This window comes from Neorhizobium sp. LMR1-1-1.1 (genome assembly GCF_040675795.1).
GTDB lineage: Bacteria > Pseudomonadota > Alphaproteobacteria > Rhizobiales > Rhizobiaceae > Neorhizobium > Neorhizobium cellulosilyticum.
Map to the genome: position 1 here is coordinate 21,076 of NZ_JBEGHE010000024.1, position 12,335 is coordinate 33,410.

At 60.6% G+C, this 12,335-nt stretch carries 11 protein-coding genes; all 11 read right to left on the reverse strand.

Annotated features, from left to right (window positions below):
• Window positions 1–171 precede the first annotated feature (171 nt).
• Window positions 172–810: a hypothetical protein gene (locus MRBLMR1_RS12905; RefSeq protein WP_500064952.1), complete on the reverse strand. Its 639-nt coding sequence runs from the start codon at window positions 808–810 to the stop codon at window positions 172–174.
• Window positions 797–3,898, reverse strand: a complete 3,102-nt coding sequence (locus MRBLMR1_RS12910) for an HsdM family class I SAM-dependent methyltransferase (protein ID WP_500064953.1) — start codon at window positions 3,896–3,898, stop codon at window positions 797–799. The genes MRBLMR1_RS12905 and MRBLMR1_RS12910 overlap by 14 nt, the downstream gene beginning before the upstream one ends.
• A 93-nt stretch (window positions 3,899–3,991) precedes the next feature.
• Window positions 3,992–4,282, reverse strand: a complete 291-nt coding sequence (locus MRBLMR1_RS12915) for an XRE family transcriptional regulator (protein WP_220359540.1) — start codon at window positions 4,280–4,282, stop codon at window positions 3,992–3,994.
• A gap of 63 nt (window positions 4,283–4,345) precedes the next feature.
• Entirely contained in the window at window positions 4,346–4,582 is a 237-nt protein-coding gene (locus MRBLMR1_RS12920) for a DUF2274 domain-containing protein (protein WP_220359539.1), read from the reverse strand.
• A complete protein-coding gene (locus MRBLMR1_RS12925) occupies window positions 4,579–5,685 on the reverse strand; it encodes a TraB/TrbI/VirB10 family type IV secretion system protein (protein ID WP_500065015.1) in 1,107 nt (368 codons plus the stop codon). Before MRBLMR1_RS12925 ends, MRBLMR1_RS12920 begins: the two co-directional genes overlap by 4 nt.
• 29 nt (window positions 5,686–5,714) lie before the next feature.
• Window positions 5,715–6,728 carry a P-type conjugative transfer protein TrbG gene (gene trbG / locus MRBLMR1_RS12930; RefSeq protein WP_500064954.1) on the reverse strand — a complete coding sequence of 338 codons (1,014 nt, stop codon included), beginning with the start codon at window positions 6,726–6,728 and terminating at the stop codon, window positions 5,715–5,717.
• Window positions 6,725–7,414 carry a conjugal transfer protein TrbF gene (trbF, locus tag MRBLMR1_RS12935; RefSeq protein ID WP_111788361.1) on the reverse strand — a complete coding sequence of 230 codons (690 nt, stop codon included), beginning with the start codon at window positions 7,412–7,414 and terminating at the stop codon, window positions 6,725–6,727. The genes trbG and trbF overlap by 4 nt, the downstream gene beginning before the upstream one ends.
• A complete protein-coding gene (trbL, locus tag MRBLMR1_RS12940) occupies window positions 7,411–8,778 on the reverse strand; it encodes a P-type conjugative transfer protein TrbL (RefSeq protein WP_220359536.1) in 1,368 nt (455 codons plus the stop codon). The genes trbF and trbL overlap by 4 nt, the downstream gene beginning before the upstream one ends.
• Window positions 8,779–8,781: 3 nt before the next feature.
• Window positions 8,782–9,069: a putative entry exclusion protein TrbK-alt gene (gene trbK-alt / locus MRBLMR1_RS12945; protein WP_500064957.1), complete on the reverse strand. Its 288-nt coding sequence runs from the start codon at window positions 9,067–9,069 to the stop codon at window positions 8,782–8,784.
• Window positions 9,070–9,089: 20 nt separating this feature from the next.
• The gene (gene trbJ, locus MRBLMR1_RS12950) at window positions 9,090–9,872 is read right to left on the reverse strand and encodes a P-type conjugative transfer protein TrbJ (protein ID WP_500064959.1); all 783 of its coding nucleotides are present in this window, start codon (window positions 9,870–9,872) and stop codon (window positions 9,090–9,092) included.
• A gap of 2 nt (window positions 9,873–9,874) precedes the next feature.
• Window positions 9,875–12,325: a conjugal transfer protein TrbE gene (trbE, locus tag MRBLMR1_RS12955; RefSeq protein ID WP_500064961.1), complete on the reverse strand. Its 2,451-nt coding sequence runs from the start codon at window positions 12,323–12,325 to the stop codon at window positions 9,875–9,877.
• Window positions 12,326–12,335: the final 10 nt, after the last annotated feature.

The following is a 12,335-nucleotide window of genomic DNA, read 5'->3' on the forward strand; positions in this document are numbered from 1 at the left end:
GATGCGACACGCTGACCGACTTTTCTGAACTCGATCCGCACTCTAATTGTGAGAATGAATAAACGAGGGTTGGCCACGATTAATCAATCAAGCGCCACACCTACTAATGCAGCGATCTTAACCACCGACACTCGTTTCATTTTCACCCACCATCTGACGCTATGTCTACGGCTAAGGCCAAGCTAGCAAAGTATGAGCCACCTCAATTAGATGCCCGGGAACACAAGCGTGCGTCGTATGGAAGCGGATGGGGCGACCACTTAAAATAGGCGCATCCCGTTCAGACTGAAGGCCAACGGTAGCGGATCGAAGTGCTAGAATTCTCTTGACGCCACGTCTTGCCACATCCGATTTCGCATTCATAACGTAGCCCAGCATCATCGCCAATGGTAGGCCGCTGGAATACTGGCCGGTTACAAATCGCATCAGTCCTTCATCGACATATTCGCCGACCAACGCACGCACCCCAGTCTTGTAGGGGACATTCAGCCGTTTACATTCGCAGGCTAGATAGACATCCTCATCATCACCGATGGTCAGGACGAAGTCGATATTGCTCGGCGCCGATACGTTACCGCTGCCATCCTCAGCGAGCAATGTGTATTGATAGATGATCCGCCCCGGCACCAGTTTTGTTCGGATCAATGACTGAACAAGGTGTTCGGTAATGTGATCCTCATGCGTCAGCGCATTCTTTTTGGATTGCAGCGGCGCAATGCAGATCGGCCAAGCAGCTTCGACCGCTTCCGCGATACGTTCTTCCAGTCCTCTAAAATGCGGGAGCCATGCATTCAGATCACCGGTCAGCATTCGGACCACCCGCCTGACCATGCCGAGCAACAGCCGTTGTGAACTCAGCCGCAATCTGCTCCGCATCCGCCAAGGCCGTCGATCGTAGCCAGTGCCGGAGTTGCATCGGCTTGACCAGATACATGTCGCTCCCGATCACAAAGCGCAGATCGGGAACCAACTGCACGTTCCCAGGCAGAGGCATAGGCAGACTAGCCTGGATCGACTGAAGGAATTGGCCGACTTCAGGAGAAGTCTCTTCCTGGTATTCCCCGTCACCGGAAGCGATCGTCACTTTCAACACTGCGACGTCGCCAGACTTTGCCGCTAGCGACGCCCGAATTGGCTGCCGGAAACAGGGAGCGAGGGCGTCGCAAAGCATGGCGGCATAGTCGGCGCGCTGCTCATACCTGCTGTTCGCCCAGATTTTTTGCAGCCCTGCACTGCGCCTGGGCTGCATCGCCGGAATAATGTAATGGAAGGTATCCTCGATCAGCGCGATTTCATGCGCGTCCAGACCGTAATAGTCGAATACCAAACGGTCGATGGCATCGAGCGGATCAGATTGCACCGACAGCAACGCGTTGACGCTCGCGACTTCCCGGTCGATGAGTTGGACGATTTTCTCTTCCGCGACCGCCGCCCTTTCGGGATCAGGCATATTCCGAGCGGAATCGAAGGGGAGTTTGAGCAATTCGCTTTGGTGGACCTTGGCACGGTCAGCACCAAGATTGGCGGTATCGTGGAAATAGACCCACGCCGCCAGACTGCTGTTAAGTACAGCCGTCAGAACCTTCGCGACACGGTCTTGCGCTTCGGGGAATGCGATAGCCTGAATGGAATCCTGAAAGACCAGACTTTGCTCGCAATAAGCGGCGCGAACGCGACCGATAGAACGCTCGACACCTTGGGGGATCAGGATATGCGGCCCGGCAAAACCTTCGGCAAAACCAGCGCGGTGAACGGTTGACGTTGACCAGGGATCGGTCCCGATCGTTGGGAGGGCGATCGTTCGAAAGGCCCGGGCATTCAAAAACGGAAAATGGGTGACCACTTCCGCAGTCGTGGTGTCATAGTCTGAATCGTCCAGCCGATCTTCTTGAGCCGGTTTGAACCCCTGCCCTATCACCCAATCCGTCGCCCGATCGATCACAACTTTGCCCTTGCGAACGTCCTTATATTCCTTGATGAGCGTATTCAGCGCAGGAATGGTCCGCAGATACTGGAGCAGCGTTTCTTCCGGGCCACGCGTCCAGAGCCGCCGTTTGAACAGCGTCGGGTCCTCACCAACCAGATCCGAGCGAAATCGAAGACGATCGGCGCGAGAAAGACTCATCAGCCGCTTGAGCCTCAGATTGAGATCGGCTTTCGGCACCCAATATTCGAAACGATAGGGAGGCTGGTCGCTAGGTGCTGGTGCGTAAAGAACGAGTGCAGTCGGCCGTTGTGCTCCATCGAACAACTGGAAACAAAGGTCCGACAGGTTGACGATCCGCCTGACCCGCGTCTCTCGAAGAAGCCGCCGTCGCGCATCCTGCGCCTCCTGCGAGGTGTTGTGCAGAACGCCCATCGCCGGCAGCAAAAACGCGACCAGTCCATCTGGCTTGACGACCTTCAAAGCCTTCCAGACAAAACCCCAAGCTATATCCTTTGCAGGATCGGGATAACGGCTGGCCTTCGCCCATTTCTGGGCGGTAGTGACCTGTCCGCTACGCCCTTTCCAGGGCGGGTTCCCGATAACGGCATCGAATTTCGGGAGATCTGCGGCCGCGAAGAAATCTGACGCCGGGAGTAGCGTATCTCCGTAGAGCGATGGCAAGAGCTTCCCGGCTTTCAGAAGCGCCGGCAGGTCGGGCGGGTTGGACTGCTCCAGAAGCGCGATATAGAGGGAAAAAGCGGCAACGCGCACGGCAGAGGGATTGATGTCCCCACCATGCAAACGGCGCGCGATGGACTTCAGTTCGTTCCATGCTGCATGACGCTTGTTCCTGATCCGGCAATGATGCGCGACGAGACGCTGGAACAGCCGGACGAGAAAAATCCCCGACCCGCACGCTGGATCGCAGAACACGCCCTTTGTACGCTGCTCCTCAGACAGATCGTCCCAGAGTTGATTGACGACGACATCTGCCAGGAACATCGGCGTGTAGAAGGCACCGTCGGCACTCTTCTTTTCGGCCTCTTCTTTCAGGAAGCGATCGTAAACCGCGCTAATGAGGCCAATCGACATATACCGGAAATCGTAGCCCCATAGACGAAGCTGTCCGGATGACATTTCTTCGCGACCGTGCCGAAAGCGGGCCAAGGTCCGCAGATGCCGCACAACCAGCTTCGGTGGCGTCGCATCACCGGTCTCGAAGGCGCAAGGCGCATTGAAGAGGTTTCCGTTGAAAGCATCTTTTAACCATACGAACAGCGTTTCGAAATATGCCGGAGAGTCCGCCTCCAGCATCTCCGCGAGACTGGAGCATGTTTTGTTGGAAGCATCCTGGAACACGGCTTCCTTGATGATCTTACGGTCTTCCAGATAGGCGATGAACATTGTCTGCATAAGCAGCGCCTGAGCGGCTTCGCCACCGAGATCGCCGCGCATGTCGCGAAACGCCTCCAGCAGATTCGACAGCAGCACGCTATCGACGCGGTTGTCCGGGTCAAAATGCTTGTCGTTCTCGAACCAGAACCGTCCGGATTCCGTCGAGTCGATCAACTCCCGGAGTTTCAGCGCATCCGACAGGAGCGACAGCGTCACGATGAGACGAGGGTCGCTCCTTTGTCCCTCCTCGCGCTGAAAGGGTCGCTGAACGAGCGAATAAGCAACGAGTTCGTCGTCCTTTAGCACGAGCAACAGGCTCATAAGGCCTTGATTCCAGAGAACCCGGTGCAGCTCATCTACTCGGGAAAGCGAGACATCTGGTTCGTCCAAAAAACCGATTGTCGGAACGCCCTCGATGCAGAATACAGCTGCCAGTCCTAGATCGGACAACGCGAAACGGATCGCGTCCGCATGTGGCCCAGGGTCCACCTCAGAAGCCAGCGTGTAGAATTCTGGGGCTGCACGGCGATCGAGAGCGAGAGCCTCCCGCCAGTGCGAAGCGAAGCTATCCGCCATGCATCGCCTCCTTTCGCTCCACGGAATGAACACCGATATCTCGCAAACCAGAACATATCAAGAACATCGTGGTCTTGGGCACCTGCCGGCCGATCATTTATCCAACTCCAGCACCCCTTGCGGATCGCCAGCGAATTTTCCAGCCTTGGCGGCACCGCGCGGCTTCTTCCTACCGGGTTCGAGGCGTTCGAAAATCGGAGCATAGTCGATATCGCGACTCACCATTTCGGCAAGGAGACTAGCAATCACAGCGAGATGAACTGGGACATCACCTTTCTTCTTGTTGTTGGAAACTGAGTTCGGTTGCATACTCATAAGCTCTGCGAAGCGCCGGACAGTGAGCCCCGCCTTGTTAAGTTCGATGATGAAATCGTCGTATGTCACAGCGCCATTCACCCATGATTTAATGAGCCTACCACATAAAATCATGTGCTTACAATCGCATTCTCAGGTGGCTGAATCTCTTCTACGCTGACTTCGTTCCTTTGCGAAACCACGATCCGTAGCTATGAACCGCTCCAGCATCGGCACGATCAGCCGGACGGGATCGGCAGTGGGCTGGCCACTCCCCCGGGCCAGCACCTCGGCATAGGCAATCAGATCGCGGTGGAGCGCTCCCGGTAATTCCACCGTCACTTTCACGGGTTTGTCCTCAACAAGCGGTCCGAGTTTCAGCTTTGTCATGGTGAGTTCCTGTAGGTTTCGAGTACTAAGTCGCGGGTGACGATAACCCTGACCGGATAACCCGGTCGGATGGTCAGCGTCGGTGCGACCTGCAACTGGCGCTGGACGATCTGCTGTCCGGCCTGATTGATTGTGTCTTGTGCCCCGTCGCGGATGGCGCGGATCAAGCGGTCTTCGTCGTCGGTCGCCAGTTCCGTGCCAATGCCAAGCAGCGTGGACAGGCCCGCTGCTTTCATCAGATCCCACCAGTGGTAATCGACGCCATCCTCCAGACCGGCATAGCCGGAAGCGTCAGCACCGGGCTGGCGCTCCAGCACAATGGAGCGGCCATTGGGCAGGATGAGGCGGTTCCAGACCAGTAGCACGCGGCGCTGGCCGAACTGCACACCGGCATCATACTGTCCGATGATGCGCGTTCCCTGCGGGATCAAGAGCAGACTGCCGGTCGGGCTGTCATAAACATTTTCAGTAACCTGCGCGGTGATCTGGCCGGGGAGATCGGAACGGATGCCGGTAATCATGGCTGCCGGGATTACGGCCCCTGCCTGAAGGATGTAGGGTGATGCTGGCGCCATGATCCGATCCATGGCAACGGTCTGACGGTCCACCGGACCATTCAGAAATGCCGTGTGTCGGTCCTGCGTGGCGGGTTGACCGCCAAGGTCAAGGCCAGCCAGGCCCGGCATACTGGAACCGGGTGTAGTCGCTGATCGCTGCCCCGACTGGAAAAACACCGTGCTGAGACGTGCAGCTTCTTCCTCCGCGAGACGTCGCTCCTCGGCAGGATCACGAGTTGGCGTCACCATTACGGGCGGCGTAACGGGTTGCCCCCTGTTCTGCGCATCGAGGATCGGGCCGCCGAGGTCGCCCGGCAAAGCTGGTCCCAGGACGGGGCCGGTATAATCTTTCGGCAGACCGGCCAGCCCGTCCGCTGTGGCGCGGTTCTCGGTGGAATAGAGTTCCTCGCCATTTCCACTCATATCGCGGGTCTGGAGCGCATAGATCAATGCGCCGCCAATACCGAGGAGCGCGACGGCGCCCACACCGGCCAGCATCTTGCGCGACAGCCGGGTGACGCGCGGCGGCTCGGCGCGCAGGCGCATAGGAGGCGCATTGGTGGTCGTATCTTCGCTCATGACGGATTTTCCCCGGTTTTTGCGGGCTGGGCCGCCTGCCTTTGTTCAACGCGGACGATCCTGACGGTCTGCTGGCGATCGCCGCCGCCAAGGCGCAGCTCGGCAGCCCCGAACAGGCGATCCACGATCAGGATGTTCTGGTGAATACGGCTGTTGACGATCTGCGTCTCGCCCTCGGAGCCTATGACGAAGATTGGTGGCATCTCGCCCTGCACGATGCCGCGCGGGAAGACGACATAGACACGGCGGCCATCGTCGAAGACGGAAATGGGCCGCCACGGTGGCGTGTCTCCGGTCAGTCCGTAACGATAGTTGCGGGCCGTCTCGACAGGGATGATGGGGGCTGCCGGGACGGTCAAGCGCTGACCGGCAGGTAACGCGGGATAGGCCCAGGCCACAGCGGGCATATAGAGCGCCACGCGGGCGCGAAGCTCAATGAGATAAACGCGGCGATCCGTGCTGATGACAAGATTGGTAGAAATATCCTCGCGGGTCGGTTTGACGAGGATATGGACGCGGCGGCTTGTACCCGATCCACTTTCGGTATCGCCAATGATCCATCGGGCGGTGTCGCCTGCCGCGATCGGCCCCGCGCCAGTCAGGCTTTCGCCGGGTTCCAGCGCGATTGTCGTGATCTGCCCGGGTGCGGCATAGACCTGAAACAGCGCCCCTTCCGACCAGGGGTAGATCTGGATGGCGTTGTAATAGCCTTCCCGGCGCGGTTCGACACGGGCGGCAGCATTGGCATTCTCGACGCGGCCACTCGGCGTCGTGGCAACGGTCCCGCCGCGCGCCACAGTCCATGCCGGGGGTGTGTGCAAAGGCCGGGGCCGGTCATCGGTAACGGCTGCCGGCACCACGGGCAACGCGGGTACATCGGCATCATAGCTGAACTGCGGGGTGTGGTTGGTTGCGCAACCGGCCAGCATGGTGGCTGACAGCAACAAAGCCGCCAAAGCGGGTTTACGGAAAACCGGCAAGCCGGAATTACGAACCATTGTGCGGGTCATTGGCTCATCTCCCGCGACCATGAAATTGCATTGACGTAGATACCGAGCGGATTGGCGCGCAGGCGCTCAGCATCGCGCGGCGTCTGAATCACGATGGTCAGGATCGCCGTCCAGCGTTCGGTCGTGGAGAGCTGGCCATTTTCGTAATGGCGCTCGGTCCAGGCGACACGGAAGCTGTCATTCGAGGCTCGGATCACCGACGACACCTCGACCGCAATCTGCTGCCGTCCGACCTTGGTGAACGGGTCATTGGCACGGGCATAATCATTGAGGGTCGCAGCACCCCGATCCGTAGTGAACTCATAGGCGCGCAGCCAGTTCTGGCGCACGATGATGGCGTCGGACGCGATCGAGCGCGTCTGCTCGATGAAGCGGCCGAGATGGAATGCTATCTGCGGATCGGTCGGGCGATAGTCAGCCACGGCAGGCGCGACGGCTTGTGACTGGCCGAGATTATCGACCTGTACCACCCAGGGAACGACCGTCCCCCGCGCCGATTGCCAGATCAGGGCAGAGGCAAAACCGGCCGAGAGGATCAGCGAGCCGAAGGCCATGATGCGCCAGTTCTTTGCCTGCACGCGAGCCGAGCCGATACGCTCGTCCCAAGTTTGGGCAGCTTTCTGATAGGGCGTCTCGGGTTCGGGCGATTTGCCGTAATGGGCCGATGGACGTTTGAAGATGTTCATGAGCGGTCACTTTCAGAAAGATTGATGGAGGAGCCGCCGCCATGGCTGTCGCCGGAGCGCACGGCATGGGCGGCCATCGACGTGCCGTGGCTGAGTGTCTGTTTGCGCTGCATCTGCTTTGCCCATGCCGGAAAACCGCCAACCTGAGCTGCGGGTGATGGGGCAGCGTTCGCGGCCTCGCTCGCGCCTCCGACTGTTCCAGCCGTCGAAGACCCGCCGCTGACGCCGAAACCGGCACGCGCTCCATCGGAAAAGCTGGACTGGACGCCTTCCGATGCCTTCGAGGCGGCACGTTTCAGGGGCGATGCGGCGGCGGAGCCTGCGGCACGGGCAACACCACCCAGACCGGAGGCGACACTGGCTGCACCGGATTGGCCAAGCGAACCGACACTGTAGGCGGCGCTCGCTGCACCTGCGGCGGTGGCACCACCCCGGACGGCAGCCGCTCCACCAGAGAGCGCTGCGGCTCCTCCCTTCGCAGCCATGCCAGCGGCCGCACCCCCGGCAAGCATCATGCCGCCTGCGGCAAGGCCGGTTCCAACGGCAGCACCTGCGCCAAGCTGCGGGCCGCCGGAAACCAGCCCGGAAGCGATGCCGGGACCGAATATGCCAAGGCCGAGAAGGGAAAGTGCGGCCAGCACGATCGCCATGGCGTCGTCGATGGTCGGCGTCACGCCGCCGGAGCCTGCCGTGAACTGTGAAAACAGCGTCGATCCAATGCCGATGATGACGGCCAGGACGAGTACCTTGATGCCGGAGGAAACGACATTGCCGAGAACGCGCTCGGCCATGAAGGCGGTCTTGCCAAAGAGGCCGAAGGGAATCAGCACAAACCCGGCTAGCGTGGTCAGCTTGAACTCGATCAGCGTGACAAAGAGCTGCACGGCGAGAATGAAGAAGGCTAGCAGCACCAGCGCCCAGGCGAACATCAGGCAGGCGATCTGGATGAAGTTCTCAAAGAAGGACCAGTAGCCCATCATATCGGAGATGGATTCGAGCAGCGGGCGACCAGCATCAAGGCCGGTCTGCGCCACCTTGCCGGGACGCAGCAGATCGGCGGCGGAAAAGCCGGTGCCCGATCCCTTGAGGCCCAGGCCCGCAAAGCTGTCGAAGATGATCTGTGCGAGATTGTTCCAGTTGCCGATCAGATAGGCGAAGACGCCCACGAAGAGCGTCTTCTTGACCAATCGCGCGATGATGTCGTCGTCGGCACCCCAAGACCAGAACAGTGCCGCCAGCGTCACGTCGATGACGATCAGCGTGGTGGCGATAAAGGCGACTTCCCCGCCGAGCAGACCGAAGCCACTGTCGATATAGCTGGTGAATACGCCTAGAAACGAGTCGATGACGCCGGTGCCACCCATGGTTCACTCTCCCCCGTTCTGATGCGGGGCGGTGGGCACCGGCGTCCGGCCGAGAAAGCGGTCGCGGTTCTCCGCCCAGGTGGCGAGGCAATCGGGATCGCTCGCGGCGGCCTCGCCAAGACGCTGACAATCGCGCAGGCTCTGGCGCAGCGGATCGGCAGAGGGCTGAAGCGAAGGAGCCGGACGGTTCTGCGCAGGTTCATCCTCACGGGTCATTTCGATCACCGTGGCGGTGATGGCGATAGCCACGAACATGATCGCGCCCAGCCGGGCCAGCATCTTGCCGTCCATTTCACGCCCCTCCATTCCGGTCAGTTGTTGCCGTTGCCGAACATCCGGGCGTTGCCCGGCTGGTAGCCCGATCCCGGCGTCAGGAAGCGCTCGCGCTGGACATGGCCCTGTTCGGCAGCGGTGGCGCGCTCGGCCTCGATCAGCGCTTCCGAGCGGCCATTGGCCGACATCAGCGCGATCAGGTCGGAAAGCTGCTGCGACTGGAGGGCGAGAAGCTGGTTGCCCGCTTGCGTTGCCTGCAAGGCGCCAGTGGCGTTCTGGCTCTGGCCGACCAGAGCCGACATCTCGGCGCGGTTGGTGTCGATATTGCCGACCACACCAGCCTGCACGCGCATGGCATCCTGCAAACCGCCAACTGTGTTCTGCCAGCGCGAACGGGCATCCGCGACAAGCTGGGTGTCGGTGGCCGACAGCGAGACATTGCCGTATTTTTGGCTGAACATCTGATCGACGTTCTGCACGTCGAAGGCGATGTTCTGGGCCTGGCTCAGGAGCTGCTGCGTGCGCTGGACGTTCTGCTGCAGCGCCTGAAGCGAGGAATATGGCAGGCTCGCCAGATTCTTCGCCTGATTGATGAGCATCTGCGCCTCGTTCTGAAGCGAGGTGATCTGATGGTTGATCTGCTCCAGCGTGCGCGCGGCAGTCAGAAGGTTCTGCGCGTAGTTGGTCGGGTCATAGACGATGCGACCGAAACCGAACTGTGCGTGGGCCGGGCTGGTCAGCATGGGTAAGAGCGCAAGCGGCGCGGCAAGCAGTGTTGCCGCCATGAGCATGGCCCGCAAACGGGAAAGACGGATAGTCATGGTCAGGACTCCTTTTCGGTCTGGGGGGTGAGATTGGTGAGATCGGGGATCAGCTCCGCCGCCCATTCGACGCCGCGCTCGCGCAGCCAGGCGGCGAGGAAGCCCTCCTGCCCATGCTCGGCGACGAGATCGGCAATGCGGGTCTGATCGGTTTTGGATGATGCGGCGCAGAGCGCGAGGCCAACTTCGGACAGGCCCAGCTCGAACAGGCGGTTGCCGCGGCGCGACTGGCAGTAATAGTCCCGCTTGGGTGTCGCCCGCGCGAGGATCTCGATCTGCCGGTCATTCAGCCCGAACCGCCGATAGATCGAGGTGATCTGAGGCTCGATGGCCCGTTCGTTCGGCAGGAGCAGCCGTGTCGGGCAGCTTTCGATGATGGCGGGCGCGATATTGCTCCCGTCAATGTCCGAGAGCGACTGCGTTGCGAAGATGACGGAAGCGTTTTTCTTGCGGAGCGTCTTCAGCCATTCGCGGAGCTGATTGGCGAAACCCTCGTCATCCAGCGCCAGCCAGCCTTCGTCGATGATGAGCAGGGTTGGCCGACCATCGAGCCGGTCGCCGACCCGATGAAACAGATAGGCCAGCACTGCCGGCGCAGCGCCCGTGCCCACCAGTCCCTCGATCTCGAAGGCTTGCACATCGGCATGGCCGAGATGTTCGGCCTCGGCATCGAGCAACCGGCCATAGGCGCCGCCGATGCAATAGGGTCGCAGCGCCTGCTTCAGGTCATTGGATTGCAACAGCACGGCAAGGCCGGTGATGGTGCGCTCGCTAACGGGTGCGGATGCGAGCGAGGTCAGCGCCGTCCAGATATGCTCCTTCACATCCGGCGTGATGGTCATGCCCTCGCGCATCAGGATTGCAGCGATCCAGTCAGCGGCCCATGACCGCTCATAGGCGTCATCAATTCTTGCGAGCGGTTGCAGGGAAACGGAAACCTCCGATCCCTCGGTCAAACCGCCGCCGAGGTCATGCCAGTCGCCACCCATGGCGAGTGCTGATGCACGGATCGATCCTCCGAAATCGAAGGCGAAGATCTGGCTGCGTTCATAGCGGCGGAATTGCAGTGCCATCAGTGCAAGCAGCACGGATTTGCCCGCGCCGGTTGGGCCGACGACGAGGGTATGGCCCACGTCGCCGACATGAAGGGAAAGCCGGAACGGCGTCGAACCTTCGGTCTTGCCGTACAGCAAGGGGGGCGCTCCGAGGTGTTCGTTCCACGCCGCGCCCGCCCACACGGCCGATAGCGGGATCATGTGGGCAAGGTTGAGCGTCGAGATCGGTGGCTGACGGACATTGGCGTAGGCATGTCCGGGGATCGAGCCAAGCCAGGCATCGACGGCATTGACGGTTTCCGGCATAGCCGTGAAATCACGGCCCTGAATGATCTTCTCGACCAGACGCAGCTTTTCGTCAGCGATCCGCGGATCGGCATCCCAGACAGTGACGGTGGCCGTGACATAGGCCATGCCGGCGACGTCAGCGCCCAGTTCTTGCAAGGCCATGTCGGCATCGAGCGCCTTGTTGGACGCATCGGTGTCCACCAGTGCCGATTGTTCGTTGGTCATCACCTCCTTGAGGATCGCAGCGATGGACTTGCGCTTGGCAAACCATTGGCGGCGGATTTTGGTCAGCAGCTTCGTCGCGTCCGTCTTGTCCATCATGATGGCGCGGGTGGACCAGCGATACGGGAACGCGAGCCGATTCATTTCGTCGAGCAGGCCAGGCGTGGTCGCGGTCGGGAAGCCAATGATAGTCAGGACGCGCAGGTGCTGATCGCCGAGGCGCGGCTCCAGTCCGCCGGTCAGGGGCTGATCGGCCAGCAGCGCATCGAGGTGCATGGGCACTTCGGGCACGCGCACGCGATGCCGGTTCGTGGAAATCGACGAATGGAGGTATGTCAGCGTGCCAGCGTCATCCAGGCAGCGGCATTCCGGCATGAAGCCGTCGAGCAGTGCCAACACGCGGTCGGTGCGGTCGATGAAGCCGCGCATCAGTTCACGCGGATTGACGCCGGATTGCTCACGGCCTTCATAGAGCCAGGTTTCGGCACGGGCGGCGTCTTCTGCAGGCGGCAGCCAGAGAAAGGTCAGGAAATAGCCCGACACGAAATGCGTGCCAGCTTCCTCGAACCCGGCTTTGCGCTCGGCATCGACCAGTGCGGAAGCCGGATCGGGAAATTGGCTGTCGGGATAGGTGGCGGCCTCGGAGCGTTGTGCCTCAACGAAGATCGACCAGCCGGAGCCAAGACGGCGCAAGGCGTTGTTGATCCGACCAGCTACAGCGACCAGTTCAGCGGCGACAGCAGAATCCAGATCCGGCCCGCGAAACTTCGCGGTCCTCTGGAAACTGCCATCCTTGTTCAGCACAATGCCGGGACCGACCAGGGCTGCCCATGGCAGATAGTCGGAAAGCCGAGCAGAGGTGCGGCGATATTCAGTGAGGTTCATCATGCTCGCGCCC

Excerpts from the sequence above, each read along its gene's own strand:
- trbL (WP_220359536.1), bottom strand. The coding sequence starts at position 8,778 with ATGGGTGGCACCGGCGTCATCGACTCGTTTCTAGGCGTATTCACCAGC.
- trbF (WP_111788361.1), bottom strand. The coding sequence starts at position 7,414 with ATGAACATCTTCAAACGTCCATCGGCCCATTACGGCAAATCGCCCGAA.
- MRBLMR1_RS12905 (WP_500064952.1), bottom strand. The coding sequence starts at position 810 with ATGCTGACCGGTGATCTGAATGCATGGCTCCCGCATTTTAGAGGACTG.
- MRBLMR1_RS12920 (WP_220359539.1), bottom strand. The coding sequence starts at position 4,582 with ATGACAAAGCTGAAACTCGGACCGCTTGTTGAGGACAAACCCGTGAAA.
- MRBLMR1_RS12910 (WP_500064953.1), bottom strand. The coding sequence starts at position 3,898 with ATGGCGGATAGCTTCGCTTCGCACTGGCGGGAGGCTCTCGCTCTCGAT.
- trbJ (WP_500064959.1), bottom strand. The coding sequence starts at position 9,872 with ATGACTATCCGTCTTTCCCGTTTGCGGGCCATGCTCATGGCGGCAACA.
- trbG (WP_500064954.1), bottom strand. The coding sequence starts at position 6,728 with ATGACCCGCACAATGGTTCGTAATTCCGGCTTGCCGGTTTTCCGTAAA.
- MRBLMR1_RS12925 (WP_500065015.1), bottom strand. The coding sequence starts at position 5,685 with ATGCGCCTGCGCGCCGAGCCGCCGCGCGTCACCCGGCTGTCGCGCAAG.
- trbK-alt (WP_500064957.1), bottom strand. The coding sequence starts at position 9,069 with ATGGACGGCAAGATGCTGGCCCGGCTGGGCGCGATCATGTTCGTGGCT.
- trbE (WP_500064961.1), bottom strand. The coding sequence starts at position 12,325 with ATGATGAACCTCACTGAATATCGCCGCACCTCTGCTCGGCTTTCCGAC.